Annotated in this window: 21 protein-coding genes; 10 read left to right on the top strand and 11 right to left on the bottom strand. The window is 61.6% G+C overall.

What is annotated here, in order from left to right; translation table 11 throughout:
* Position 1 precedes the first annotated feature (1 nt).
* The 4 genes from MF6394_RS04240 (at position 2) to lpxC (ending at position 4,454) form a co-directional block, all read left to right on the top strand.
* Positions 2-871: a cell division protein FtsQ/DivIB gene (locus MF6394_RS04240; RefSeq protein ID WP_032893516.1), complete on the top strand. Its 870-nt coding sequence runs from the start codon at positions 2-4 to the stop codon at positions 869-871.
* A 15-nt stretch (positions 872-886) separates the two neighbouring features.
* A complete protein-coding gene (ftsA, locus tag MF6394_RS04245; RefSeq protein WP_003188682.1) occupies positions 887-2,149 on the top strand; it encodes a cell division protein FtsA in 1,263 nt (420 codons plus the stop codon).
* Between the two features lie 75 nt (positions 2,150-2,224).
* Positions 2,225-3,430 (top strand): cell division protein FtsZ, encoded by a 1,206-nt coding sequence (gene ftsZ, locus MF6394_RS04250; protein ID WP_044271940.1) that lies wholly within the window; start codon positions 2,225-2,227, stop codon positions 3,428-3,430.
* Positions 3,431-3,542: 112 nt separating this feature from the next.
* Positions 3,543-4,454 (top strand): UDP-3-O-acyl-N-acetylglucosamine deacetylase, encoded by a 912-nt coding sequence (gene lpxC, locus MF6394_RS04255; RefSeq protein WP_003171886.1) that lies wholly within the window; start codon positions 3,543-3,545, stop codon positions 4,452-4,454.
* A 173-nt stretch (positions 4,455-4,627) separates the two neighbouring features.
* Here the strand turns inward: lpxC and MF6394_RS04260 are convergent, their stop codons facing one another.
* The 6 genes from MF6394_RS04260 to MF6394_RS04285 all read right to left on the bottom strand — a co-directional run bounded on the left by MF6394_RS04260 (position 4,628) and on the right by MF6394_RS04285 (position 14,318).
* Positions 4,628-6,124 carry a diguanylate cyclase gene (locus tag MF6394_RS04260; protein ID WP_078466221.1) on the bottom strand — a complete coding sequence of 499 codons (1,497 nt, stop codon included), beginning with the start codon at positions 6,122-6,124 and terminating at the stop codon, positions 4,628-4,630.
* 162 nt (positions 6,125-6,286) lie between these two features.
* Complete coding sequence (locus tag MF6394_RS04265) at positions 6,287-7,609, bottom strand: OprD family porin (RefSeq protein ID WP_078466222.1); 1,323 nt, start codon at positions 7,607-7,609, stop codon at positions 6,287-6,289.
* A gap of 396 nt (positions 7,610-8,005) precedes the next feature.
* Positions 8,006-9,370, bottom strand: a complete 1,365-nt coding sequence (locus tag MF6394_RS04270; protein WP_044271949.1) for a heavy metal sensor histidine kinase — start codon at positions 9,368-9,370, stop codon at positions 8,006-8,008.
* Positions 9,360-10,052 (bottom strand): heavy metal response regulator transcription factor, encoded by a 693-nt coding sequence (locus MF6394_RS04275; protein WP_044271950.1) that lies wholly within the window; start codon positions 10,050-10,052, stop codon positions 9,360-9,362. Before MF6394_RS04275 ends, MF6394_RS04270 begins: the two co-directional genes overlap by 11 nt.
* A 7-nt stretch (positions 10,053-10,059) precedes the next feature.
* On the bottom strand, positions 10,060-13,155 hold the full coding sequence (locus tag MF6394_RS04280; RefSeq protein WP_078466223.1) for a multidrug efflux RND transporter permease subunit: 3,096 nt from the start codon (positions 13,153-13,155) through the stop codon (positions 10,060-10,062).
* Positions 13,152-14,318 carry an efflux RND transporter periplasmic adaptor subunit gene (locus tag MF6394_RS04285; RefSeq protein WP_078466224.1) on the bottom strand — a complete coding sequence of 389 codons (1,167 nt, stop codon included), beginning with the start codon at positions 14,316-14,318 and terminating at the stop codon, positions 13,152-13,154. Before MF6394_RS04285 ends, MF6394_RS04280 begins: the two co-directional genes overlap by 4 nt.
* 193 nt (positions 14,319-14,511) lie before the next feature.
* On the opposite strand from MF6394_RS04285, the gene MF6394_RS04290 reads away from it, so the two are divergent.
* Together MF6394_RS04290 and MF6394_RS04295 are read left to right on the top strand one after the other, a co-directional pair.
* Positions 14,512-14,745, top strand: a complete 234-nt coding sequence (locus MF6394_RS04290) for a hypothetical protein (protein WP_044271955.1) — start codon at positions 14,512-14,514, stop codon at positions 14,743-14,745.
* A 161-nt stretch (positions 14,746-14,906) separates the two neighbouring features.
* Entirely contained in the window at positions 14,907-15,689 is a 783-nt protein-coding gene (locus MF6394_RS04295; protein ID WP_078466244.1) for a transporter substrate-binding domain-containing protein, read from the top strand.
* Positions 15,690-16,267: 578 nt separating this feature from the next.
* Here the strand turns inward: MF6394_RS04295 and MF6394_RS04305 are convergent.
* The 5 genes from MF6394_RS04305 to MF6394_RS04330 all read right to left on the bottom strand — a co-directional run bounded on the left by MF6394_RS04305 (position 16,268) and on the right by MF6394_RS04330 (position 21,250).
* Complete coding sequence (locus MF6394_RS04305; RefSeq protein WP_078466225.1) at positions 16,268-17,011, bottom strand: YkgJ family cysteine cluster protein; 744 nt, start codon at positions 17,009-17,011, stop codon at positions 16,268-16,270.
* 108 nt (positions 17,012-17,119) lie between these two features.
* Positions 17,120-17,602: a GNAT family N-acetyltransferase gene (locus MF6394_RS04310; RefSeq protein ID WP_044271957.1), complete on the bottom strand. Its 483-nt coding sequence runs from the start codon at positions 17,600-17,602 to the stop codon at positions 17,120-17,122.
* 3 nt (positions 17,603-17,605) lie between these two features.
* On the bottom strand, positions 17,606-18,508 hold the full coding sequence (locus tag MF6394_RS04315; protein ID WP_044271959.1) for a chemotaxis protein CheV: 903 nt from the start codon (positions 18,506-18,508) through the stop codon (positions 17,606-17,608).
* A gap of 623 nt (positions 18,509-19,131) precedes the next feature.
* Complete coding sequence (locus tag MF6394_RS04325; protein ID WP_078466227.1) at positions 19,132-20,106, bottom strand: 2-hydroxyacid dehydrogenase; 975 nt, start codon at positions 20,104-20,106, stop codon at positions 19,132-19,134.
* A gap of 175 nt (positions 20,107-20,281) precedes the next feature.
* The gene (locus tag MF6394_RS04330) at positions 20,282-21,250 is read right to left on the bottom strand and encodes a LysR family transcriptional regulator (protein ID WP_047712624.1); all 969 of its coding nucleotides are present in this window, start codon (positions 21,248-21,250) and stop codon (positions 20,282-20,284) included.
* Between the two features lie 181 nt (positions 21,251-21,431).
* On the opposite strand from MF6394_RS04330, the gene MF6394_RS04335 reads away from it, so the two are divergent.
* The 4 genes from MF6394_RS04335 to MF6394_RS04350 are packed head-to-tail and all read left to right on the top strand — an operon-like array spanning position 21,432 to position 26,192.
* Positions 21,432-22,943, top strand: a complete 1,512-nt coding sequence (locus MF6394_RS04335; protein ID WP_078466228.1) for an efflux transporter outer membrane subunit — start codon at positions 21,432-21,434, stop codon at positions 22,941-22,943.
* A 10-nt stretch (positions 22,944-22,953) separates the two neighbouring features.
* A complete protein-coding gene (locus MF6394_RS04340; protein WP_078466229.1) occupies positions 22,954-25,131 on the top strand; it encodes an FUSC family protein in 2,178 nt (725 codons plus the stop codon).
* On the top strand, positions 25,121-25,321 hold the full coding sequence (locus MF6394_RS04345) for a DUF1656 domain-containing protein (RefSeq protein ID WP_003188711.1): 201 nt from the start codon (positions 25,121-25,123) through the stop codon (positions 25,319-25,321). Before MF6394_RS04340 ends, MF6394_RS04345 begins: the two co-directional genes overlap by 11 nt.
* 10 nt (positions 25,322-25,331) lie before the next feature.
* A complete protein-coding gene (locus MF6394_RS04350; protein WP_044270477.1) occupies positions 25,332-26,192 on the top strand; it encodes an efflux RND transporter periplasmic adaptor subunit in 861 nt (286 codons plus the stop codon).
* Positions 26,193-26,528 lie beyond the last annotated feature (336 nt).

Consider the following 26,528-nt stretch of genomic DNA (forward strand, 5'->3'; position numbering starts at 1 on the left):
CATGAACGGCGCATCGCTTCGTCATCAGCCCCCACAAGCACCGAGCCGCAAGCCGGTGCCACGGGGTGCAAGCCGAATGGTGGCTAAAGAGCCGATGTCTTCGCGCCTGCCGAAAGCCAACTTTGGTTTTATCAAAGCGCTGTTCTGGCCGGTGCTGCTGGTGGTGTTGGGCTTTGGTACGTACGAAGGCGCGCAGCGCCTGTTGCCGTATGCCGACCGGCCGATCACCAAGATCAGCGTGCAGGGCGACTTGAGCTACATCAGCCAGCAAGCGGTACAGCAGCGCATCGGCCCATACCTGGCGGCGAGCTTCTTTACCATCGACCTGGCGGGCATGCGCTCGGAGCTGGAACAGATGCCGTGGATCGCCCACGCCGAAGTTCGCCGTGTATGGCCGGACCAGGTGACGATCCGCCTGGAAGAACAACTGCCCGTGGCCCGTTGGGGCGATGAAGCGCTGTTGAACAACCAGGGCCAGGCGTTCACCCCGCGTGAGCTGGCCAACTATGAACACCTGCCGCAGCTGTTCGGGCCGCAGCGGGCGCAGCAGCAAGTGATGCAGCAGTACCAGGCCTTGAGCCAGATGCTGCGGCCACTGGGCTTCTCCATTGCACGCCTGGAATTGCGTGAGCGGGGCAGCTGGTTTTTGACGACCGGGGCAGGCAGTTCCGGCCCGGGCATCGAGTTGTTGCTGGGACGCGACCGCTTGGTGGAAAAGATGCGCCGCTTTATTGCCATCTATGAAAAAACCTTGAAAGAACAGATTACGAACATTGCGAGCGTCGACCTGCGTTACGCCAACGGCCTGGCCGTCGGCTGGCGTACACCGGCTGCGCCCACGGCAGCACAACCCGCTGTCGCGAAGAATTAAGAAGAGGCAGGACCCATGGCAAACGTGCAAAGCGGCAAAATGATCGTCGGTCTCGATATCGGCACCTCCAAGGTGGTGGCGCTGGTGGGCGAGGTCGGGGAAGACGGCGCGATCGAAATCGTCGGTATTGGCACGCATCCGTCCCGGGGCCTGAAGAAGGGCGTGGTGGTGAACATCGAGTCCACCGTGCAATCGATCCAGCGCGCCATCGAAGAAGCGCAGCTGATGGCCGGTTGCCGGATTCACTCGGCGTTCGTCGGCGTGGCCGGCAACCACATCCGCAGCCTGAACTCCCACGGCATCGTGGCGATCCGCGACCGTGAAGTCAGCTCGGCCGACCTTGAGCGCGTGCTCGACGCTGCCCAGGCCGTGGCGATCCCGGCGGACCAGCGCGTGCTGCACACCCTGCCGCAGGACTACGTGATCGACAACCAGGAAGGCGTGCGCGAGCCCCTGGGCATGTCGGGCGTGCGTCTGGAAGCCAAGGTCCACGTGGTGACCTGCGCCGTCAACGCCGCACAGAACATTGAAAAATGCGTGCGTCGCTGCGGCCTGGAAATCGACGACATCATTCTCGAGCAGTTGGCCTCGGCCTACTCGGTACTCACCGACGACGAAAAAGAGCTGGGCGTGTGCCTGGTGGACATCGGCGGCGGCACCACCGACATCGCGATCTTCACCGAGGGTGCGATCCGTCACACCGCGGTGATCCCGATTGCCGGCGACCAGGTCACCAACGACATCGCCATGGCGTTGCGCACACCGACCCAGTACGCCGAAGAAATCAAGATCCGCTACGCCTGCGCCCTGGCCAAGCTGGCCGGTGCCGGCGAGACCATCAAGGTGCCAAGTGTGGGTGACCGTCCACCGCGCGAGCTGTCGCGCCAGGCCCTGGCCGAAGTGGTCGAGCCACGTTACGACGAGCTGTTCACCCTGATCCAGGCTGAACTGCGCCGCAGCGGCTACGAAGATTTGATCCCGGCCGGCATCGTGCTGACCGGTGGCACCTCGAAGATGGAAGGCGCGGTCGAGTTGGCCGAAGAGATCTTCCACATGCCGGTGCGCCTGGGCGTGCCCCATGGCGTGAAGGGCCTGGGCGACGTGGTGCGCAACCCGATTTATTCCACCGGTGTGGGCTTGCTGTTGTACGGGCTGCAAAAGCAGACCGACGGCATTTCCCTGTCGGGCCCGAGCATCCGTGACAGCTACCGCAGCGATGACGAAGCGAAAGCGCCGTTGTTCGAGCGGCTGCAGGCTTGGGTAAAAGGCAATTTCTAAAGATTTACCGCGACACCGCAACACCCGCAACAAGCAGTAGGCGAAAAAACTAGAGAAAATGAAAGGAGAGGGAACATGTTCGAACTCGTAGACAATATCCCCGCTAGCCCGGTTATCAAAGTAATCGGTGTCGGCGGTGGCGGCGGCAACGCTGTCAACCACATGGTCAAGAGCAACATTGAAGGCGTTGAGTTCATCTGCGCCAACACTGATGCCCAGGCGCTCAAAAGCATCGGCGCGCGGACCATCCTGCAATTGGGCACCGCGGTGACCAAAGGCCTCGGCGCTGGCGCCAATCCGGAAGTCGGCCGTCAAGCCGCCCTGGAAGACCGCGAGCGTATTGCCGAAGTGCTGCAAGGCACCAACATGGTGTTCATCACCACCGGCATGGGCGGTGGTACCGGTACCGGTGCTGCACCGATCATTGCCGAAGTGGCTAAGGAAATGGGGATTCTGACCGTCGCTGTCGTGACGCGTCCGTTCCCGTTCGAAGGCCGCAAGCGCATGCAGATCGCCGACGAAGGTATCCGTCTGCTGTCTGAAAGCGTCGACTCGTTGATCACCATCCCCAACGAGAAACTGCTGACCATCCTGGGCAAGGATGCCAGTCTGCTGTCCGCCTTCGCCAAGGCTGACGATGTACTGGCCGGTGCCGTTCGCGGTATCTCCGACATCATCAAGCGCCCAGGCATGATCAACGTCGACTTTGCCGACGTACGTACGGTCATGAGCGAAATGGGCATGGCGATGATGGGCACTGGCTGCGCCAGCGGTCCGAACCGTGCACGCGAAGCCACCGAAGCGGCCATCCGCAACCCGTTGCTCGAAGACGTGAACCTGCAAGGTGCACGCGGCATCCTGGTGAACATCACCGCCGGTCCCGACCTGTCCCTGGGTGAGTACTCCGACGTGGGTAGCATCATCGAAGCCTTCGCTTCCGAGCACGCCATGGTCAAAGTCGGTACCGTTATCGATCCGGACATGCGTGATGAGCTGCATGTAACCGTGGTCGCTACCGGCCTGGGTGCGAAAATCGAGAAGCCTGTGAAGGTCATCGACAACACCCTGCACACCAGCCAGGCCAGCCAGGCTAATCAGGCAGCGGCCGCTGCAGCGCCTGCTCGCCAGGAACTGCCGTCGGTGAACTACCGTGACCTGGACCGTCCGACCGTGATGCGCAACCAGGCTCAGGCCGGTGCTGCGGCGTCCCGTAGCCCGAATCCGCAAGATGACCTGGACTATCTGGACATCCCGGCATTCCTGCGTCGTCAGGCCGATTAATGGAATGTATCAGGGCTATGAAGGTGATTGGTGTTCAGCAAAGGTCTGGTCTGCTATTATCGCCAGCCTTTGTTGATACCAGTTCGCAATTTGCGCTGAAGCGGTCCAAGCCATGATTAAACAACGCACCCTGAAGAATATTATTCGTGCCACAGGTGTAGGTCTGCACTCCGGGGAGAAGGTATACCTGACCCTCAAGCCTGCACCTGTCGACACCGGCATCGTGTTTGTGCGTGCCGACCTGGACCCTGTGGTGCAGATTCCTGCTCGCGCGGAAAACGTTGGCGAAACCACTATGTCGACCACATTGGTCAACGGTGACGTCAAAGTGGACACGGTGGAGCACTTGCTCTCGGCCATGGCTGGCCTGGGCATCGATAACGCCTACGTCGAGCTCTCCGCGTCCGAAGTCCCGATCATGGATGGCAGCGCTGGCCCCTTCGTATTCTTGATTCAATCTGCCGGCCTGGAAGAACAGGACGCAGCCAAGAAGTTCATTCGCATTCTGCGGGAAGTGACAGTAGAAGACGGCGACAAGCGCGCCACCTTCGTCCCGTTCGAAGGCTTTAAAGTGAGCTTTGAGATCGATTTCGATCACCCGGTATTCCGTGACCGCACCCAAAGTGCAAGCGTGGATTTTTCCAGCACTTCGTTCGTAAAAGAAGTCAGCCGCGCCCGTACCTTTGGTTTCATGAGTGACATCGAGTACCTGCGCAAGCACAACCTCGCACTCGGCGGTAGCGTGGAAAACGCCATTGTGGTCGACGCGGATGGTGTACTGAACGAAGACGGCCTTCGCTATGAAGACGAATTCGTGAAGCACAAGATCCTCGATGCAATCGGTGACCTCTACCTGCTGGGCAATAGCCTGATAGGCGAGTTCAAAGGCTTCAAGTCGGGCCACGCCCTTAACAACCAGCTGCTGCGCAAGTTGATTGAGCAGACAGACGCTTGGGAAGTCGTGACCTTCGAAGATGCCAGCACCGCACCGATCTCTTACATGCGTCCCGTTGCGGCGGTGTAAGTAACAACTCTCTTTCTTTAGTTTTGAAAGGCTGCCTTCGGGTGGCCTTTTTTTATGCCTGACGAATATCCAAATGTGGGAGCTGGCTTGCCTGCGATAGCGGCCTGCCAGTTAGCTTATAGGTAGCTGACCCACCGCCATCGCAGGCAAGCCAGCTCCCACAATTGACCTCATCAGCTTGAGGTCTTTGAACCATCCATTGTCCGGTTACGGCCGCTGTGCTTGGCCTGATACAACGCTTGGTCAGCCTTGAGCAGCAGATCCTCAAGGGAAATACGGCTGTGCTTTTGCCAGGTACTCAGGCCGATGCTTACGGTGATCGGTTGCTCGTCCCCGGCCACTCTCGGCAAGTGCTGGACCCCCTCGCGGATATGCTCGGCGATCACCCACGCCCCCTTGGCGTCGGTATGGGGCAGCACCACCGCGAATTCTTCACCGCCGTAACGCGCCGCCAGGTCGGCAGGGCGGCGGATATGGCTGGCGATCACCTGCGCAACTACACGCAAGGCCTCATCGCCGCCCTGGTGACCATGACGGTCGTTGAAGGCCTTGAAGTGGTCCACATCGATCATCAGCACGCTCAACGACTCGGTTGAGCGTTGTGCCCGGTCCCATTCCAGCCGCAAGCGTGCGTCCAGGGTGCGGCGGTTGGCCAGGCCGGTAAGGGCGTCGGTGGCTGCCAGTTCTGACAGCACCTGCTCGGCGCGATGGCGACGGCGCAGCTCCATGCACAGCGCCCAGGTCAGCCATAACAGGCCCACGCACAACACTCCGGTCGCGATGCTGACTAACCACGCCGCACGCCGCCAGGGTGCGAACATTTCATCGCTGGACAAGGCCACTGCCACGATCAGCGGCAAGTCGCCCACATTAGAAAAGCTGTAGAGCCGTGCCTGGTGATCGACGCTGGAGATGCTTTGGAAGCTGCCGTCCCGTTCGCGCAGCATGCGCGCCACATTCGGGCGCTGGCTCAGGTCCTTATCGATGATGTCCACTTCCAGCAAAGGCTCTTGCGCGAGCGGGATGCCTTGGTGGTTGAGCAGGTTGATGGTGCTGTTGTTGCCGATGTTCAAGCTGCTGAACAACTGATGAAAGTACGACAGGCGCATGGAGGCGACCGCCACCCCCAGAAAACGCCCGTCCGCTGACGAAACGCGACGGCTGAACGCGATGCGCCACGGGTCGGCACACTGGCAGCGCGCCATGAACGGACGGCTGATATACAGGCCCAGGTCGGGGTTGTTGCGTTGGGCCTGAAAATAATCTCGGTCGGCAAAGTTACCCAGCTTGGGCGTAAGCAGGGACGAATCGGCAATCACCTCGCCGGCCGGGTCCAACAGCAGGATATCGCCCTTGTAGGGCGCCGCGGCGGAACGATCAAAGAGCACCACGTGGCGAATACTTTCTGAGACGTCCTGCAGGTCAGTGCGCTCGGTGGCGGTGATCAAGCCTTTGAGGGCCATGTCGTACAGTTCGACATTGCGCAGCACGTCAGCGTCGATCAATTGCGTGATGGTATTGGCGGTGCGTTTGGCCGTCTGCAGGGTGTTGGCATGTTCACGAATCAGCAGCGCAGTGACGACCCCCACGATCAGCAACACCGTGAGCGTGCTGCCCAAGATCAGCAGGCGCTCCGGGCGGCGGTTGGGGCGGGTAGGGCTTGAACTCATCGGGCACACTTTTGCGTTGAGAATGCCCTTAGCGTAGTAGCAACTCTTAAATATGGCTGTAGGAGCGAGCTTGCTCGCGAAAAACTCACAGACGCCGCGTTTATTCAGGAAGCACGCGTTATCGTTAACGTTTTTCGCGAGCAAGCTCGCTCCTACCTGTATTCAGAACACGTTGATTGGGTAGTCCACGATCACGCGGTACTCATCCACATCGCGGTCCACCGCCGAGTAGCCATTGCTGCCGCGGTTGGTCGCCCATTGCAGGCGCACGGCCAAGTCCTTGGCCTTGCCGCCCTGCACCACATATTTCAGGTCGATATCGCGCTCCCAGTGCTTGGCATCTTTGCCATCGGCGCTATACCAGTTGCTGTAGCCGCGACTGTTGGGGTCGACCTTGGTCAGGTCGGTCTTGCCGCTGATGTAGGACACGGCGGAGGTCAGGCCGGGCACGCCGAGACCGGCAAAATCGTACGCGTACTTGAGCTTCCAGGAGCGCTCGTTGGGGCCGTTGAAATCCGAGTACTGCTGGGAGTTGTCCAGGTATACGCTGTCGCCCTGGGTGATGTAGTCGAACGGCGTGTTGCCATTGACCCGCTGATAAGTCGCCGTGACGCTGTGGTTGCCCACCCCCACGGTGAAATGCAGGCTGTAGGTGTTGTTGTCGATATCGCCCAGCAGCGATTGGCCGGTGTCCTGGGTGTGGTAGTAGTGCAGGCCGGGGGTCAGGCTGACCAGGTCGTTCAGGGCGTAGGTGTATTCCAGGTCGTAGTAATACTGGTGCCAGACGTCCTTGAGTTCGGAGGCGTACAGGTTGCTGGTCAGCCCCTCAATCGCGCTGAACGACACGCCAGCCCAGTCCAGGTGCTGGCTGTCGGTGTTGGCGGGCAGCGTGCCGTAGCTGGTGCCGATGCGCCGGTGGCCGCTCTGGTTGTAGAGCTTGGTGAAACTGGCCTGGCCGCCTTCGAACATCCAGCCGTCGAAGCTGTGGTTGGTCAGGCTCACGCCACGGAAGGTCTGCGGCAACATGCGCGTCATGCCGCCGGCGATCACCGGGTTGTTGAGGAACAGGTCGCCGGCTTTCAGTTCGGTGTCGAAGGCGCGCAGCTTCAAGGTGCCGCCGGCCGTCGAGAACGAACCCGGCGCCTTGCCGTTGCCGCTGCCATACGGAAGGATGCTGGAACCATCCGTACCGCCACCGCCGTCGAGCTTGAGGCCGAGCATGGCATTGACGTCCAGGCCGAAGCCGACGGTGCCCTGGGTGTAGCCGGATTCGAAGATGCCGATAAAGCCCTGGCCCCATTCCTTGCTGTCATCGGTATGAATATCGCGCCGGTCGCGGTTCATGTAGTAGTTGCGGGTGTTGATCGTGAGGTGGGAGCCGTCGACGAAACCGTCGTTGGGGGGAGTGTCTGCCGCGTGGGCCAGTGGGGCGATCGTTGCTGCAATCGCGAGGAATAACGGGGTGAACGTCAGCGAGTTCTTCACCGGTAAAGCTCCTTTGGTCAATCCATAACGGCCAGTGTCGTGAGGGGGTGCCCGGCCTTTTTTTACGGCAAAAAAAAGCCGCTGAAAGTCAGCGGCTTTAAGACAGATTCCCAGTGTAGAGCCCTGGAAAAAAGTCGAGGGAAATTCGGGTAAGCGGGTCAGCTGTCTTTGCCTCCGCGCTCATCGATGCGTCAAAGTAACGCAGGCGAGCGCTGCGATACAGAGTGTAACAAGATAATAACTATTGCCCAAACCGCAACAGTGCGGATGTACCTCGATCTAAGTGTGGGAGCGGGCTTGCTCGCGACTTCGGTGTGTCAGTTACAGATATATTGACTGATACACCGAATTCGCGAGCAAGCCCGCTCCCACATTTGACTCAAGCGTCCTTACGATTTAGACCGGCAGGGTGATACCAAACGTATTGCCACCGCCCTCACTGCGCACAAACACATCCCCCCCATGCATCAACGCAATCGCCTTGACGATGGCCAGCCCCAGCCCGTGATTGGCCCCGCTGTTGCTGCGCGAGGCATCCACTCGATAGAAGCGTTCGAACAGGCGTGGCAGGTGTTCGCTGGCAATGGCCTCGCCGGGGTTGGTCACGCCAATCGTCACCTGGTGTGCCTGCACTTGAATGTGCACGTCGATGACTTGCCCCGGCGCGGTGTGTTGCACGGCATTGCTCAGCAGGTTGATCAGTGCGCGCCGCAGGTGGGCTTTTTCGATCTGCACCACGGCATCGCCGTGCACGCGCACTTCGACCTGGGCGTCTTCGAGGATGAAGTCCAGGTAGTCGAGGGTGGTGGCCACTTCATCGGCCAGGGCGCTTTCGATCAGCTTGGTGGCCTTGCTGCCTTGGTCGGCGCTGGCGAGGAACAGCATGTCATTGATGATCGAGCGCAGCCGTTCCAGCTCTTCCAGGTTCGATTGCAGCACCTCGAAATAGTGCTCTGCCGAACGGCCGCGAGTGAGAGCCACCTGGGTCTGGCCGATCAAATTGGTGAGCGGCGAACGCAGTTCATGGGCGACGTCGGCGTTGAACGATTCCAGGCGCGAATACGCCTGTTCGACCCGGTCGAGGGTGGCGTTGAACGAATTGACGAATTGGCTCAGTTCCGGCGGCAAGGGCGACAATTGCAGGCGCCCGGAGAGTTTCGGCGGCGCAAGTTTTTGCGCCTCATCCGAGAGTTTGCCCAGGGGCTTGAGGCCGATACGCGCGACCCAGAACCCCAACAGCGCCGCCAGTATGACGCCCACCAATGCCAGGCTGATCAACGCCACCAGCAAGTGATGCTGGGTGGCGCGGAAGTTCTCCGTGTCGATGGCAATCATGAAGCGCAGCGCTGGGCGCTGGTCCTTGGCGGCAAACTGGCTGACCAGTACCTTGAACGGATAATCGTGACCGGGCAAGCGCAGGTCGCGTTTGCCCGTGGGGCCTTCGGCAAAGGCGCGAATCTGCGCATCCGGCTCACCGTATTCGTAGCTCGGGTCGCTGCTGACCACCCAGAAACGGATGCGCTTGTCTTCTTCGCCCAACAGCTTGAGCTTGGACCTGATCTTGGCCCAATGCTCCGGCGTGCCGAAGCGATTGATCGACGACTCCAGCACGCTGTAGCGCGCATCCAGCTCGGCACCTGGCAACAGCCCGAGGCCACGGTCCACCTGCTGGTACAGCGCGCCGCCGATCAACAGGAAGATCAGCAGCGCCACCAGGGTGAACATGCCGCTCAGGCGCAGGGCGATGGAATTAGCGACCACTGTGGTTTTCCTGCAGGCGGTTCTCCAGCACATAACCCATGCCGCGAATGGTGTGCAGCAGCTTGTGTTCGAACGGCCCATCGAGCTTGGCGCGCAGGCGCTTGATCGCCACTTCCACCACGTTGGCATCGCTGTCGAAATTGATGTCCCAGACCATCTCGGCAATCGCGGTCTTGGACAGGATCTCACCCTGGCGCCGCGCCAATACGCTGAGCAGCGAGAACTCCTTGGCGGTCAGGTCCAGGCGCAGGCCGTTGCGGCTGGCTTTGCGGCTGATCAGGTCGATCCACAGGTCGGCGACGGTGACTTGCACCGGTTCATGGCCGCCGCTGCGACGGGTCAGGGCTTGCAGGCGGGCCACCAGTTCCAGGAACGAAAACGGTTTGCCCAGATAATCGTCGGCGCCTTCGCGCAGGCCGCGGATGCGGTCTTCCACGCGCTCGCGCGCGGTGAGCATGATCACCGGCGTCTGCTTGCGGGCGCGTAAGGCGCGCAATACACCGAAGCCATCCAGGCCGGGCAGCATCACGTCGAGGACGATCACCGCGTAATCGTTTTCCAGCGCCAGGTGCAGGCCCTCGATGCCTTCACGGGCCACATCGACGGTGTAGCCTTGCTCGGTCAGGCCGCGGTGCAAGTAGTCCGCGGTTTTTTCTTCATCTTCAATAATCAGGACGCGCATGACCGCCTCAGTGTGTGGTCGCCAGCGCCAGCGCTGGTTTGGGCCTGTGGAAAAAACGTTCAAGGTACAAGTATATGACCGGCGTGGTGAACAGCGTCAGCGCCTGGCTCACCAGCAAGCCACCGACCACCGCGATGCCCAGCGGCTGGCGCAGTTCTGCCCCAGGGCCTGCGCCGAGCATCAACGGCACCGCGCCGAGCAACGCGGCAAGGGTGGTCATGATGATCGGCCGGAACCGCGTGACGCAGGCTTCATAAATCGCATCCTCCGGCGGCAACCCCCGCACACGTTGCGCCTCCAGGGCGAAGTCGATCATCAAGATACCGTTTTTCTTCACGATGCCGATCAGCAGCACCAGGCCGATCAAGGCCATGATCGAAAAATCCTGGCCCAGCAGCCACAGCATGATCAGCGCACCGAGGCCCGCCGAGGGCAGGGTGGAAATGATCGTCAGCGGGTGCACAAAACTCTCATACAGCACGCCCAGGATAATGTAGACCGCCACCAGCGCCGCGAGGATCAGCCAGGGTTGGCTGGCCAGCGAGCTCTGGAACGCCTGGGCCGCGCCCTGGAAGTTGCCGATGATCGTACTCGGCATCCCGATTTCGTTCTTGGCCTGGTCGAGCATAATCACCGCGTCGCCCAGGGCCACGCCGGGCGCGAGGTTGAACGACAGGTTGGCAGCAGGGAACATGCCGTCATGGCTGATGGACAACGGCCCGACTGTGGGCGGGTCGACTTTGGCCAAGGCCGATAGCGGCACCATTTCATTGGTCAATGGCGAGCGCAGGTAAAAATAGTCGAGGCTTTCGGCCTTGCCGCGCTGTTGGCTGTCCAGTTCGAGTATCACTTGGTACTGGTTGATCTCGGTCTGGAACTCGTTGATCTGGCGCTGGCCGAAGGCGTCGTACAGCGCCTGGTCGACATCGGTGGCGGTCAGGCCGAAGCGCGCGGCGGCCTGGCGGTCAATGCTGATGTGGGTGATGCTGCCGCCCAGTTGCAGGTCGTTGGACAGGTCGCGAAACGCCGGGTTGGCGCGCAGTTTTTCGGTGAGGCGTTGGGTCCAGGTGTTCAGCGTCGGGCCGTCGTTGCTCTTGAGCACATATTGGTACTGGGCGCGGCTGGGGCCGGAGCTCAGGTTGATGTCCTGGCCGGCGCGCAGGTAGAGCACGATGCCCGGCACCTTCGCCAGTTGCGGGCGGATGCGGTCGATGAACTGGCTGGCGGACACATCGCGCTCACTGCGGTCTTTCAAGGCGATCCAGAAGCGGCCGTTGGCGATGGTCTGGTTGCTGCCGGTGACGCCGACCGAATGAGAAAACGCCTGCACCGCCGGGTCGGCCTTGACGATCTCGGCCAGGGCCTTGTGCTTGGCGACCATGTCCTTGTACGACACATCGGCCGCCGCTTCGCTGGTGCCGAGCACGAAACCGGTGTCTTGCACCGGGAAGAACCCCTTGGGGATGAACACATAGCCGACCACCGCCAGCGCCAGGGTCACCACGAAGATCGCGGCCATGCTGCGTTGGTGCGCCAGGGCACGGCGAAGGTTGTGCGCATAGCCGGCCAGCAGGCGTTCGCTGAAGGTGGGTTTGGCGTGGGCACGGTGCGTAGGCGCACGCATGAACAACGCGGCCAGCGTCGGTGCCAATGTCAGCGACACCACCACTGAAATCAGAATGGTCGCGGTGGCCGTCAATGCAAATTCCTTGAACAACCGCCCGACCACGCCGCCCATGAACAGCAGCGGAATAAACGCCGCCACCAGCGAGAAGCTGATGGACACCACGGTAAAGCCAATTTCGCCGGAGCCCTTGATCGCCGCTTCGCGCTTATCCAGGCCAGCCTCCAGGTGACGATGGATGTTCTCCACCACCACAATCGCATCGTCCACCACAAAGCCCACGGCGATCACGATGGCCACCAGGGTCAGGTTGTTCAGGCTGAACCCCATCACATACATCAGGGCGAAACTGGCCACCAGCGAGACACCCAGCACCGCAGACACAATCAGCGTCGCCGACAGTTGGCGCAGGAACAACGCCATCACCGCCACCACCAGCAGGATGGCGATCAGCAGGGTCATTTCCACTTCATGCAGTGAGGCGCGGATGGTCTTGGTACGGTCGGTCAACACGCTGACCTGCACCGAGGCCGGCAACATGCCTTGCAGGCGCGGCAGCTCGGCCTGGATGCGGTCGACGGTGTCGACGATGTTGGCGCCGGGCTGGCGCGAAATCACCAGGTTCACCCCAGGCGTATCGCCGGACCAGGCTTGCACGTAGGCGTTTTCCGAACCGTTGATGACGTTGGCGACATCGCGCAGTTGAACCGGCGCACCGTCCTTGTAGGAAACGATCAGTTGGCCGTATTCCTCCGGGTGGAACAGCTGATCGTTGGTCGACAGGGTGGACACGCTGTTCTCGCCATAGATCGCGCCCTTGGCCAGGTTGAGGCTCGACTGCTGGATGGCCAGGCGTATATCGGCGAGGGTCAGGCCGATGGCCGCGAGCTTGTCGGGAGACGCCTGCACGCGAATCGCCGGGCGTTGCTGGCCGGTGATGTTGATCTGGCCGACGCCGTCGATCTGGCTGATCTGGCGCGCCAGCAGGGTTTCCACGTAGTCGCTCAGCTCGGTGCTGGGCATGCTGCTGGAACTGACGCTGAGGATCAGCACCGGGCTGTCCGCCGGGTTGACCTTCCTCCAGGTGGGCAAGCTCGGCATGTCGCTGGGCAGCTTGCCGGACGCGGTGTTGATCGCGGCCTGCACTTCCTGGGCGGCGGTGTCGATGCTTTTTTCCAGGGTGAACTGCAGGGTCAAGAGGCTGGAGCCCAAGGCGCTGCTGGAGGTCATCTGTGTCATACCGGGGATGGCACTGAACTGCACCTCCAGGGGCGTGGCCACCGAGGAGGCCATGGTGTCCGGGCTGGCGCCGGGCAGTTGCGCGGTGACCTGGATCGTCGGGAATTCCGCTTCCGGCAATGGCGCGACGGCCAGGTTGGGGAAGGCAATAATTCCGAGCAACACCAGGGCGAAGGTCAGCAGCAGGGTGGCGACCGGGTGATCAACGCACCAGGCCGAGGGCGACCGGCTGGCGCTCATGGTTGCACCTGGGCGTTGGCGGTGTGGATCACTTGCGGCGGCTCCTTGAGCACTTCCACCTGTGCACCGGCCTTGAGGCGCGATTGCCCATCGCTGACCAGCACATCGCCGGCCTGCACGCCTTTGATGATATTGATGTCGCTGTTCTGGTAGGCGACCTGCACCGGCACCACCTCGACTTTGTCAGCGCTTACGCGGTACACGAAATGTGAGTCCAGGCCGCGCTGCACCACGGTCGGCGGTACCACCAGGGCGTTCTTGTCGAGGGCCGTCTGGATCTTGATGGTCACCAATTGCCCCGGCCATAGCTTATGCGCCGGGTTGCTGAACTCGGCCTTGGCCCGCAGGGTGCCGGTGGTGGAGCTGATCTGGTTGTCGATCAGGCTCAGGTGGCCTTCGCCGAGCAGGTCGCCGGTCTGGCCATCGGTGTCGGCGCCCAGGTAGGCGTCGACGGTGGCCCGGGTGGGGGCGGCGATCAGGCCCTGCAAGGTTGGCAGCATCTGCTGTGGCAAGGAAAACTCAACGGCAATCGGGTCGAGCTGGGTGACGGTAAACAGCCCCAGGGTATCGCTCATGCGCAGGAAGTTGCCTTCGTCCACGTTGCGGATGCCCACGCGGCCGCTGACCGGGGAGCGAATCTGGGTATAGGAAAGTTGTACCTGAGCCGCATCAATGGCCGCTTGATTACCTTGCGCCGTGGCCTTGAGCTGGTTGACCAGCGCCTGTTGCTGGTCATAGGTCTGTTTCGACACACCGTCGTCGACGCTCAGCGCTTTGTAGCGCTTGAGGTTGACCAATGCCACTTGCAACTGCGCCTGGCTTTCACCGAGTTGCGCCCTGGCCTGGTCGAGGCTGGCGCGGATCGAGCGGTCGTCAATGGTGGCCAGCAGGTCGCCGGCCTTCACCGATTGGCCTTCCTTGACCAGCAGTTGGGTGAGGATGCCGTCGATTTGCGGACGAATCACTACGCTGTGCAATGACAACACCGAGCCGATGCCGCTGACAAACCGAGGTACATCCTGTTGCGTCACGCTCACCACCCGCACAGGAATGGCGGTAGGCACTGCCAGGCGGGTCTTGGCCGGCCGGGTTAACGCCCAGGCTGCAACGGCCAGTATCAGGAGAGCACCCAGCATCAGGGCCACGTTTCGTTTGATCTGCATAGGAGGACGCCGGCGCAAACTGCAAGTTGGAGTTCGGAACGTCCTTTATAGCGCTGTTCCGCCGTCAGCACGGTGACGGCAAACTGACAGCCGTGACAGTTAGGCCATGTGAGCTTGTCGCTTGAAGTTACTGCTGACCACTCAGGCCCCGTATACTCGCGCTTTTACACCTATTAGCTGTGCCGGAGCCCTTATGACTTCCCCAACCCAACCCGCTGTCGACGCGGCCGACCTCGTCGATCCGGCCACCGCCGACGGCGTTGAAAAAGCCGAGATCCCGGCGTTCAAGTTCCCTTTCAACCCAGGTGAACTGGCTGGCGCCAAGCATGCCAGCCAGCCTTGGTACAAAGGCGGCGCCAAGAACGGCCATACCAAGACGCCAGGCATGGCGCCGCCGGGCACTCGCCGCTCGATGGGTAAACGCTGAGATTAAAGCGTTGAGTGCGTTATAGGCAGTTGCCTACATCGTGCGTAGACATTTCTGCTTGTAGGGCCGTCACCGATTCTTGAAAGCTGCACAGCGTTTGCTTCGTCCCGATGACGCTCATCGGTGCGTGGCGAGTCAGCTTTCCGGAAAAGGACATTCCCGTGGCCCTGATACACCTCTGTGCAGTGCTTGCTCTCTTGCTCTCGACGAGTGCCGTCGCCGCCGACGTTCAACCGCGGCGTGAAATCCGTTTCGCCGTTGCCGCGCATTTTCCGCCCTTTCAAAGCCGCAATGCCCAAGGGCAATTGGTGGGGTTGAATATCGAACTGGGCAATGCCCTGTGCGAGCAGCTCAACGTGCGCTGTACTTGGGTTGACCAAATCGTCATGGAAAACTTCCCGGCTCTCGAGGCCAGGCAATTCGACGCGATCATGGGCATGGCCACCACCTGCCGTCGGCGGCAACGGGTGAGCTTCACCGATGACCTCTACCCGATCACCACCCGGCTGGTGGCGCGTAAAACCTCGGGCCTGCGTCCTGATCGACGGTCCCTCAAGGGCAAGCGTGTCGGGGTGCTGGTGCGCAGTAATCGTGAAGCTTTTGCCCTGTCGCAGTGGGCGCCGGCGGGGGTGATCATCAGGAGTTTCTGGCTCAACGACCAACTGGTGCAGAGCCTGGTTTCGGGCGATATCGACGCGACCCTGCAAGGCGCGGTGGAGATCCGTGAAGCGCTGCTCGACACGCCCCAGGGGCTGGACTTCGATTACATGGGGGCGCCTGTGTCGTCGGGCCTGCTGGGTAATAGCGTGGCGATTGCGGTGCGAAAAACCGATACTGCGTTGCGTAATGAGCTTAATCATGCGCTTGAGCAATTGATGCAGAATGGCGAGTACCAGCGCATTCTTCAGCCGTATCGGCTCGATGTATTGCCGCCCCATTCATGATCGCGAATGTGTGAGTGCCGCTCTGCACCCGTGAGGCGCCTATCTACCTGACACGCCAAGATCCAACTGTGGGAGCTGGCTTGCCTGCGATGACGGCCTGACAGCCGACGCCCAGCTATCTGACACCCCAACGATCCTACTGTGGGAGCGGGCTTGCTCGCGAAGGCGGCCTAGCAGTCAACACAATTGGATTGTGTACATATCCATTCCTGCGGTCACGGCCACTTAGGGTTCCGCTCTGACAGCGGGTCACTTTTGGAAGGACCCAAAAGTAACCAAAAGGTCCTCGCCCCACCACTCGGCACCTCGCCTAGGCTCGGTGTGCCCGTAATCCGCCAGTGATTTGGGGGGCCGCCGCCACGCGCCATCCATGGCGCGGGGCGGCTAAACCGGCATCCCTGCCGGTTTACCCCCCAAATCCCTGTCGAATTCCGGCCAGCGTGGTTTAACGGGGCGCCTGAGATCAAGATCAAAAGCAGATCAAGAGCAGATCAAGAGCAGATCAAGAGCAGATCAAGAGCGGCTCGCTTCGCATCGTGGTTAGCGTTGGTTGCTGCGAACTACAGTTGTGTCGTTATCTATGCCGCTCTCAGCGAGATAAACGCATAATTGGCCGGCACTTCCGTGGCAATTTGTGCCCCGGCATCCAGCACCTGTTCGGCGATGTCCATCCCGGACACATGAAACACCCATTCATTGGCCACCGCCGGCTGTTCAATCGCCAGTTCAATCGCCTGGGCAAACGCCTGCATGTCCGGCAAGTACGCGGTAAACCCGTCGCCCTTGAGGGCGGTCGTGCGGATGCCGAGCAACGCGCATACGGCTTCCTTGGTCTGTACGTCATCACGGTCGGCCTGGCGCGAACGGCGAATCAGTTCGGCCAGTTGCGTGTCCATCAATTCACCACCGACGATCAGCGCGGGGCCTTGCTCCCAGGATTCCGGCGGGCAGTCTTTGGTGCTTGGGTTCAGTGGGATATGCGGGTTGATCTCCATCGGGTAGATGCGGCACACCAGCGGGCGCCGTTCGTAGATGCGGCAGCGGTTGTCTTCGTCAAGATTCCGGCAGCGTCCGGCGTTGTAGGCGGCAAAGGTGATTGCCACAAACGCCTCGGTATTGCCGCTGGGCACGACCACTGAACGGCGCTCGGCGTGTTCCCGTTGTTGCAGGGGCAGGCCCAGGCCGTTGCCAAGAAAGCCCTCCACCAGAACGATGACGTTGCCGCCGTCCGCCGCCCAGCTGCGGGCTTCTTCGAGGGTCAGTGGCACATGATGGTCGCTGCAGCATTTGCCGCAACCGACGCAGGAAAAGTGTGTGTTCATGGCGGATCTGTCACCAGGCAAGGTCAGAGGGCACGCTTGAGGGGTGACGGGTTTTTACCTCTATCGACCGCTCAGGGGCTCTGGAAGCAAGTTATGCGCCAGTGAGGGTCAGCCCTTGGATAGGATGTCGCGCAGCACAAACCCCATGCCCGCACTTTCATACAGTTGGCGGGCGCGCAGGTTGCTCTCCAGCACCTTGAGGTCCACATAGGGTTCGCCGCGCTGCTTGAACACCTGGAAGCTATGCAGCAGCAAGGCGCGGCCCAGCCCTTGGCCTTGGGCACAGGGGTGGACGGCCAGGTTCTTGATAAAGGCGCTGGTCCAGCATTGTGCCACGCCGAGAATACCGTCGCGGTTACTGGCGACCAGGCACAGCGTCGGGTCGTACTCGGCATCGGTGACGAACTGCCGGCGCCACTCATCCAAATGGCCGACACGGCCGCCGCCTTGGTCCTGGGTCATGCGCAGTACGGCATGGATCGCCGGGGCCAGTTCATCGCGATAATGATCCAGCCGGGTATCCGCTGGCCATTGCGGGGCGGGCAGGCTGCCGGTGAGGTCGCGACGCAGCAGCTGGTAATACTCGGCCAAGGCTTACAGGCCCTTTTGCGCCACGGTTTGCGCGGCGATGACCAGGCATTTGGTCAATTCGGGGGATGAGAATTTGGTGAGTACCGAGTCGGCACCGGCCAGGCGTGCTTTTTCGCTGTTCATCGCGCTGTCCAGGGAGGTGTGCAACAGCACGTAGAGGTCCTTGAAATCCGGAGTTTCGCGCAAGGTGCGGGTGAGGGCGTAGCCGTCCATCTCAGACATCTCGATGTCCGACACCACCACGTTGATCTGTTCAACCGTGCCTTGCAGCTCCAGCAACACGTCGATGGCTTCCTTGGCGCTGCGGGCGGTGTGGCAGGTCAGGCCGAGGTTGCGCAGGGTGTGTACCGATTGCTGCAAGGCCACCTGGCTGTCGTCCACCACCAGGATGCGGGCATTGCCCAGCACTTCGGCTTCTTCCATGGTCAGGTCGGTCGGCGCCGCTTCAACCGGTGCCGGGGCGATGCCATGGATGACTTTCTCGATATCCAGCACCTGCACCAGGCCACCTTCCACCTGGGTAACCCCGGTGATAAACGCCCGATTGCCGCCGGAGCCGTAGGGCGGCGGGCGGATATCGGTGGTCAGGCAATGCACGATCTTGCTCACCGCCTGCACATGCAGGCCCTGCTTGGAACGGCTGACATCGGTGACGATCAGGCAGCCGCCGTCCGGGTCTTGCAAGGGCATTTCACCCAGGGCGCGGCTCAGGTCGATCACTGACAAAGACGCGCCGCGCAAGGTGGCGATGCCTTTGACGTGCGGGTGTGACTCCGGCAGCTTGGTCAGCGGCGGGCAGGGGATGATCTCGCTGACTTTCAACAGGTTGATGGCCATCAGCTTGCCGCTGCGCAAGGTAAAGAGCAGAAGCGAGAGTGAGTCTGCGCGGGCTTTGGTGGTGGACATAAAAACCTTCTGTGGATCAGGGATGACGATCTATAGAGAGTTATCGACTTGGCTGGCCGGGGCTTTAACCGGATTTTGTGTCGGCACACTGTTTATATGCAAGCTGGCTTGCCTGCGATGGCCATAGGTATCTACACAACTGTGCAGTTCGCCGCAGCCACCGGTAACCACGATGCGAAGCGAGCCGCTCTTGATCTTGATCTGCTTGTGATCTTGATCTCAAGCGCCCCGTTAAACCACGCTGGCCGTAATTCGACAGGGATTTGGGGGGTAAACCGGCAGGGATGCCGGTTTAGCCGCCCCGCGCCATGGATGGCGCGTGGCGGCGGCCCCCCAAATCACTGGCGGATTACGGGCACACCGAGCCTAAGCGAGGTGCCGAGTGGTGGGGCAAGAGCGTTTTGCTTACTTTTGCGCTTTTCAAAAGTGAGCCGCCGTCAGGGCGGAACCCTAAGTGGCCGTTACCGCAGCAATGGATATATACACAATCCAACTGTGTTGACTGTCAGGCCGCCTTCGCGAGCAAGCCCGCTCCCACAGTGGGATTGTGGGGAGTCAGACAGAGAAGTGTCGGCTGGCAGGCCGTCATCGCAGGCAAGCCAGCTCCCACCTCAAGTCCGGTATCAGCCCTTCCAGACCTGCGGGTTCACCAGGTCCTGGGGGCGTTGACCCAGCAGCGCGCTGCGCAGGTTGTCCAACGCGCGATTGGCCATGGCTTCGCGGGTTTCATCGGTGGCCGAACCAATATGCGGCAGGGTCACGGCATTGCTCAGCTGGAACAGCGGCGATTCAGCCAGCGGTTCCTTTTCATACACATCCAGCCCAGCACCACGAATGCGTTGGGTTTGCAGGGCTTCGATCAGCGCCGGTTCATCCACCACCGGCCCACGGGAGATATTGATCAGGATCGCGCTGGGCTTCATCAACGCCAGCTCCCGCGTGCTGATCAGGTGACGGGTCTTGTCGCTCAACGGCACCACCAGGCAGACGAAATCCGCCTCGGCCAGCAGCTGATCCAGGCTGCGAAACTGCGCGCCCAGTTCTTGCTCCAGCGCGGTCTTGCGGCTGTTGCCGCTGTAAAGGATCGGCATATTGAAGCCCAGGCGCCCACGCCGGGCCACGGCCGCGCCGATATTGCCCATGCCGACAATGCCCAGGGTCTTGCCGTGCACGTCGCAACCAAACAGCGGCGCGCCCACGCTGGCTTTCCATTGGCCGGCCTTGGTCCAGGCATCCAATTCGGCCACGCGGCGTGCGCTGCTCATCAGCAACGCAAAGGCCAGGTCGGCAGTGCTTTCGGTGAGCACATCGGGGGTGTTGGTGAGCATGATCCCGCGCTCGTTGAAGTACGGCACATCGTAGTTGTCGTAGCCCACCGATACGCTGGACACCACCTCCAGCTTGCTCGCGCTTTCCAGTTGCTCGCGGCCCAACTTGCGGCCCACGCCGATCAAACCGTGGACATGGGGCAGGGCTTCGTTGAACTGTGCGTTGATGTCACCCAGCTTGGGGTTGGGCGCGATCACCTCGAAATCCTGTTGCAGGCGTTCGATCATGGGTGGGGTGATACGGCTGAAGGCCAGAACAGTCTTTTTCATGGCGGGCGGGCTCATCGACTACGGGAGAATGCTGAGCACGCTAACATTTATCCCCTCAGCACAAAACCTGTAGGAGCGAGCTTGCTCGCGAAAAACGTCATCGATAACGCGTTGATCCAGATTGAATGCGTTGCCCTCAGGTTTTTCGCGAGCAAGCTCGCTCCTACAGGGGTTGTTAGGTCGCCATCCGCACGCCACCCACAGCACCGCTCAACTCATACGCCACCAACTCCGCCTGGTGCGCAGCCAGAATTTCCGGCAACGAACCGCGCAGGTATTCCACCCAGGTCTTGATCTTCGCATCCAAGTATTGGCGCGAGGGGTAGATGGCGTACAGGTTCAGCTCCTGGGAGCGGTAGGTCGGCATCACCCGTACCAGCGTGCCGTTGCGCAGCCCTTCGATGGCGGCGTATACCGGCAGCAGGCCGACGCCCATGCCGCTGGTGATCGCGGTTTTCATCGCGTCGGCCGAATTCACCAGAAACGGCGAGCTGTTGATTGCCACGCTTTCCTGGCCTTCCGGACCGTTGAAGGTCCATTTGTCCAGCTGGACCACCGGGCTGACCAGGCGCAGGCACGCATGGTTGAGCAAATCCTGGGGCCGTTGTGCGCAGCCCTTGGCCTTGACGTAGTCCGGCGAGGCGCAGGCGATGCTGTAGGTGATGCCCAGGCGCTGGGACACAAAACCTGAGTCCGGCAGTTCGCTGGCCAGCACGATGGACACGTCGTAGCCCTCGTCGAGCAGGTCCGGCACGCGGTTGGCCAGGGTCAGGTCGAAGGTCACGTCGGGATGAGTGCGGCGGTAGCGGGCAATCGCGTCAATGACGAAATGCTGGCCGATGCCGGTCATGGTGTGCACTTTCAACTGCCCGGCGGGGCGCGCGTGAGCGTCGCTGGCTTCGGCCTCGGCTTCCTCGACGTAGGCGAGGATCTGCTCGCAGCGCAGCAAATAGCGTTTGCCGGCTTCGGTCAGCGCGATGCGCCGGGTGGTGCGGTTGAGCAAGCGGGTTTGCAGGTGGGCCTCAAGATTGGAGACCGCGCGCGAGACGTTGGCCGTGGTGGTGTCCAGTTGCACGGCGGCGGCGGTGAAGCTGCCGGCTTCGGCCACACAACTGAAGGCGCGCATGTTTTGCAAAGTGTCCATGGAGTGTTCTCAAGGGAGATAGCAAATTGTGACAGAAAGTTACGCTTTGAGTGATCCCTACCAACGGATTATCGCCTGAACGGTAACAAAGATTCACAGGAATGCCAGCTTATCGTCCTCCCTGCCGCCGCCTAGAATTGCGCCACCTCTTGCGCAACACCCTCTCAGGAATTCGCTTGCCGTGCCGCGTCGCATCAGCAGAGAGCTGAAGACTCTCAGTGTTTGGGCTTTAACGTCAGTCATCAGCGGTTGCATCGGAACCGGAGGAATCGCCCCCCAAGGCCAGGCGATCAACGCCAACATCCTGGCCACCGACGCCGCGATCCAGAGCGCCGCCCGCGACGCCCACTGGCCCACCGCCCAATGGTGGCAGGCCTACGGCGACCCGCAGCTCAACCGTTGGGTTGAACTCGCCACCCATAACAGCCCCAGCCTGGCCGTGGCCGCCGCCCGCGTGCGCCAAGCCCGGGCGCTGGCCGGGGTGGCAGAGTCGGCCGAGTCGCTGCAGATCAACAGCGACACTACCCTCAAGCGCCACAACTGGCCCAAGGATCAGTTCTACGGCCCCGGCGAACTGAGCGGCGCCAACACCTGGGACAACAATTCGTCTCTGGGCCTTAGCTACGCCCTCGACCTGTGGGGCCGGGAAAGCAACAGCACCGAACGCGCCGTCGACCTGGCGCACATGAGCGCCGCCGAAGCGCGCCTGGCCCAGCTCGAACTGCAAAACAATGTGGTGCGCGCATACATTCAGCTGTCGTTGCAGTACGCCAACCGCGACATCGCGGCCGCCACCCTGGCCCAGCAACAGCAAATACTGGATCTGGCCAACAAACGCCTGAGCGCCGGGATCGGCACTCACTTTGACGTCAGCCAGGCCGAAACTCCGCTGCCGGAAACCCATCGCCAACTGGATGCCCTGGACGAGGAAATCGCCCTGAGCCGTAACCAACTGGCGGCGTTGGCCGGCAAAGGCCCGGGGGAGGGCGCGCAATTGCAGCGTCCGACCCTGGCCCTTGCCGCGCCGTTGAAATTACCCTCCAGCCTGCCCGCGCAGTTGCTCGGCCAACGCCCGGACGTGGTTGCCAGTCGCTGGCAGGTAGCGGCCCAGGCGCGGGGTATCGATGTGGCTCATGCAGGCTTCTACCCCAACGTCGACCTGGTCGGCAGCCTCGGTTACATGGCCACCGGCGGCGGCATGCTGGAATTCCTGGCCGGCAAGAAATTCAACTACAACGTCGGCCCGGCGATCACCTTGCCGATCTTCGACGGCGGCCGCCTGCGTGCGCAATTGGGCGAAGCCAGTGCCGGCTATGACATCGCGGTGGCCCAGTACAACCAGACCCTGGTCAATGCGCTCAAGGGCATCAGCGACCAGTTGATCCGCCGTGAGTCCATGGACAAGCAATCGGCCTTCGCCGCGCAGTCGGTGGCCTCGGCGCAGAAAACCTACGACATCGCCATGATCGCCTATCAACGTGGCCTCACGGACTACCTCAACGTGCTCAACGCCCAAACCTTGTTGTTTCGTCAGCAGCAGATCGAACAACAGGTGCAGGCGGCGCGCCTGAGTGCCCATGCCGAACTGGTGACCGCCCTGGGCGGCGGCCTCGGCGCTGGCGACGATGTGCCCACGGCTGCCAAGACACGCCCAAGCAAGACCCCGGCGGCGCTCGCCGTGTTTGATCACTGAGTAGGATTCGATGACTCCCTTGCCTGCACCGCTGCGCTGGCTGCATTCCCTTGAGTGGCGCCGTGGTTTCTTCGACTGGGCACGCAGCGATGGCGTGACCTGGGTGTATATCTTCAAAGTACTGGTCGCCGCGTTCCTGACGCTGTGGCTGGCCATGCGTCTGGAACTGCCGCAACCGCGCACGGCGATGATCACCGTATTTATCGTGATGCAGCCCCAGAGCGGCCAGGTGTTCGCCAAGAGTTTCTACCGTTTCCTCGGGACCTTGGCAGGCTCGGCGGTGATGGTGCTGTTGATCGCCCTGTTTGCGCAGAACACCGAACTGTTCCTCGGTGCGCTGGCGATCTGGGTGGGCATTTGCACTGCTGGCGCCACGCGCAACCGCAACTTTCGCGCCTATGGGTTCGTGCTCGCCGGCTACACCGCGGCGATGGTCGGCCTGCCGGCCCTGGCCCACCCGGACGGCGCCTTTATGGCGGCGGTGTGGCGGGTGTTGGAAATTTCCCTGGGGATACTGTGCTCGACACTGGTCAGCGCCGCCATCCTGCCGCAGACCTCCAGCGCCGCCATGCGCAACGCGCTGTACCAGCGCTTTGGCGTGTTCGCGCTGTTCGTGACCGACGGCCTGCGCGGGCGCAGCCAGCGCGAAGGCTTCGAGGCCAGCAACGTGCGCTTTATTGCCGAAGCCGTGGGCCTGGAAGGCGTGCGCAGTGTCACCGTGTTCGAAGACCCGCACATGCGTCGGCGCAACGGGCGGCTCAGTCGCCTCAACAGCGAATTCATGAGCATCACCACACGCTTCAACGCCCTGCACCAGTTGCTTGAACGCTTGCGCGCCGATGAGGCCGACCATGTGGTGGCAGCGATCAAGCCCGGCCTGCAAGACCTGGCCGAAGTGCTCGACAGCTTCTCTGGCCGCGCCCTCACCAGCCCCGATGCCGCGCGCCTGGTCAACCAGTTGAGCGCCTACAAGGACGGCCTGCCCGCCAAGGTGCGCAGCCTGCGGGCGAGCTTCCAGGAGGACAACCCGACGGACGCCGAGCAGTTGGATTTCCACACCGCCTACGAGCTGCTGTACCGCTTCGTCGACGACCTGCACAACTACGCGCAAACCCACGCGTCCCTGGCCGAGCATCGCCATGCGCGGGAGGATTGGCACGAAGCCTACACGCCAAAGACCAACTGGTTGGCCTGTGCCGCGGCCGGTGTGCGCGCCTCGTTTATCCTGATTGTGCTGGGCAGTTACTGGGTGGCCACGGCCTGGCCCAGCGGCGCCACCATGACCTTGATCGCGGCGGCCACGGTGGGCCTGTCTGCTGCCACGCCCAACCCCAAGCGCATGGCGTTCCAGATGGCCTGCGGCACTTTGATCGGCGCGTTGGTCGGCTTTGTCGAAATGTTCTTCGTGTTCCCCTGGATCGATGGTTTCCCGCTGCTGTGCGTGATGCTCGCACCGGTGATTATCTTCGGTGCCTTTCTGTCGTCACGCCCCCAATACGCCGGCGTGGGCGTGGGCCTGCTGATTTTCTTCAGCACCGGTTCGGTGCCGGATAACCTCACGGTCTACAACCCTTACCTCTTTATCAACGACTACATCGCCATGGTCATCGGCATGCTGGTGTGCGCGGCGGCAGGGGCGATCATTTTGCCGCCCAACAGCCGCTGGTTGTGGCGCCGTATGGAGCAAGACCTGCGTGAGCAAGTGGTGTATGCCATCAGCGGCAAGCTCAAGGGCCTGGCGTCGAGCTTTGAAAGCCGCACCCGCGACCTGCTGCACCAGGCCTACGGGCTTGCGGTCGGCCAGCCGCAGGTGCAGCGCGATTTGCTGCGCTGGATGTTCGTGGTGCTGGAGGTCGGCCACGCGATCATCGAGCTGCGCAAGGAGCAGGCGATTTTGCCGGTGCACCCGGCGTATGCCGAGTCCCAGCCGTGGCGCCAGGCGATCCGTGTGATGGGGCGCTCGCTGGTGCGGCTGTTCCTGCAACCCAGCGCCAGCAACCTGGAGCGCGGGTTGATTGCCGTCGACCATGCGATCAGCCGCGTGCAGGCCACCGACGAACCCTTCGCCCCGCACTTCGACACCTCGGCCCTGCGCCGGGTGAAGAGCTACCTGCACTTTATTCGCACCTCGTTGCTGGACCCGCAATCGCCTCTGGCCGCCCTCAAAGGAGCCCCGAATGCCGCGTGAAATTGCATTCCACGGCATCTATATGCCGACCATGACCCTGATGTTCCTGATCGCCGCGGGGCTGGCCTGGGCGGTTGACCGCTTCCTGGCCGGGTTCGACCTGTACCGGTTTTTCTGGCACCCGGCGCTGCTGCGCCTGAGCCTGTTCGCTTGCCTGTTCGGCGCCCTGGCGCTGAGCGTCTACCGTTGAGAATGCTCCGATGAAAAAGTTCTTCAGCCTGCTCGCCACCTTGCTGGTTCTGGCGTTGGCGATCTGGATTGGCCGCACGTTGTGGGTGCACTACATGCAAACGCCGTGGACCCGCGATGGCCGGGTGCGCGCCGACATTATCAATGTGGCGGCTGACGTCACCGGTGAAGTGGTGGACGTGCCGGTACGTGATAACCAGTTGGTGAAAAAAGGCGACCTGCTGATGCAGATCGACCCCGAGCACTACCGCATTGCCGTCAAGCAAGCGCAATCGCTGGTGGCCTCACGCAAGGCCACCTGGGAAATGCGCAAGGTCAACGCGCACCGCCGCGCCGACCTGGACGCTTTGGTGATCTCCAAGGAAAACCGCGACGACGCCAGCAACATCGCCGACTCGGCCCTGGCCGATTATCAGCACGCCTTGGCGCAACTGGAGGCCGCCGAACTCAACTTGAAACGCACGCAAGTGCTGGCGGCGGTAGACGGTTATGTCACTAACCTCAATGTGCATCGCGGCGACTATGCGCGTATTGGCGAGGCGAAGATGGCTGTGGTGGATATGAATTCGTTCTGGGTCTATGGCTTCTTCGAAGAAACCAAGCTGCCCCATGTGAAGGTGGGTGACACAGCCGATATGCAATTGATGAGCGGCGAGACCTTGAAGGGCCATGTGGAAAGCATCTCCCGCGGTATCTACGACCGTGATAACCCCGAGAGCCGTGAACTGATCGCCGATGTGAACCCGACCTTTAACTGGGTGCGGTTGGCCCAGCGTGTGCCGGTGCGGATTCACATTGATGAAGTGCCGGAAGGCGTGTTGTTGGCGGCAGGCATTACCTGCACTGTCATCGTGAACCCAACGCAAAACTAAACTGTGGGAGGCTGGCTTGCCTGGCAGCCGACACTTATCTACCTGACACCCCACGATCCAACTGTGGGAGCTGGCTTGCCTGCGAAGACTGCCTAACAGTCAACACAGTTGAACCGGGTACATATCCGTTATTTAGGTAACGGCCACCTAGGGTTCCGCTCTGACAGCGGCTCACTTTTGAAAAGCGCAAAAGTAAGCAAAACGCTCTTGCCCCACCACTCGGCACCTCGCTTAGGCTCGGTGTGCCCGTAATCCGCCAGTGATTTGGGGGGCCGCCGCCACGCGCCATCCATGGCGCGGGGCGGCTAAACCGGCATCCCTGCCGGTTTACCCCCC

It is taken from the genome of Pseudomonas sp. MF6394 (genome assembly GCF_002018845.1).
Taxonomy (GTDB): Bacteria; Pseudomonadota; Gammaproteobacteria; order Pseudomonadales; family Pseudomonadaceae; genus Aquipseudomonas; species Aquipseudomonas lactis.

Coding starts and splice junctions, on each gene's coding strand:
- MF6394_RS04275 (WP_044271950.1), bottom strand. CDS start 10,052: ATGCGCGTCCTGATTATTGAAGATGAAGAAAAAACCGCGGACTACTTG.
- lpxC (WP_003171886.1), top strand. CDS start 3,543: ATGATTAAACAACGCACCCTGAAGAATATTATTCGTGCCACAGGTGTA.
- MF6394_RS04305 (WP_078466225.1), bottom strand. CDS start 17,011: ATGAACACACACTTTTCCTGCGTCGGTTGCGGCAAATGCTGCAGCGAC.
- MF6394_RS04280 (WP_078466223.1), bottom strand. CDS start 13,155: ATGAGCGCCAGCCGGTCGCCCTCGGCCTGGTGCGTTGATCACCCGGTC.
- MF6394_RS04345 (WP_003188711.1), top strand. CDS start 25,121: ATGCCGCGTGAAATTGCATTCCACGGCATCTATATGCCGACCATGACC.
- MF6394_RS04260 (WP_078466221.1), bottom strand. CDS start 6,124: ATGAGTTCAAGCCCTACCCGCCCCAACCGCCGCCCGGAGCGCCTGCTG.
- MF6394_RS04350 (WP_044270477.1), top strand. CDS start 25,332: ATGAAAAAGTTCTTCAGCCTGCTCGCCACCTTGCTGGTTCTGGCGTTG.
- MF6394_RS04315 (WP_044271959.1), bottom strand. CDS start 18,508: ATGTCCACCACCAAAGCCCGCGCAGACTCACTCTCGCTTCTGCTCTTT.
- MF6394_RS04340 (WP_078466229.1), top strand. CDS start 22,954: ATGACTCCCTTGCCTGCACCGCTGCGCTGGCTGCATTCCCTTGAGTGG.
- MF6394_RS04285 (WP_078466224.1), bottom strand. CDS start 14,318: ATGCAGATCAAACGAAACGTGGCCCTGATGCTGGGTGCTCTCCTGATA.
- ftsZ (WP_044271940.1), top strand. CDS start 2,225: ATGTTCGAACTCGTAGACAATATCCCCGCTAGCCCGGTTATCAAAGTA.
- MF6394_RS04240 (WP_032893516.1), top strand. CDS start 2: ATGAACGGCGCATCGCTTCGTCATCAGCCCCCACAAGCACCGAGCCGC.
- MF6394_RS04325 (WP_078466227.1), bottom strand. CDS start 20,106: ATGAAAAAGACTGTTCTGGCCTTCAGCCGTATCACCCCACCCATGATC.
- MF6394_RS04330 (WP_047712624.1), bottom strand. CDS start 21,250: ATGGACACTTTGCAAAACATGCGCGCCTTCAGTTGTGTGGCCGAAGCC.
- ftsA (WP_003188682.1), top strand. CDS start 887: ATGGCAAACGTGCAAAGCGGCAAAATGATCGTCGGTCTCGATATCGGC.
- MF6394_RS04290 (WP_044271955.1), top strand. CDS start 14,512: ATGACTTCCCCAACCCAACCCGCTGTCGACGCGGCCGACCTCGTCGAT.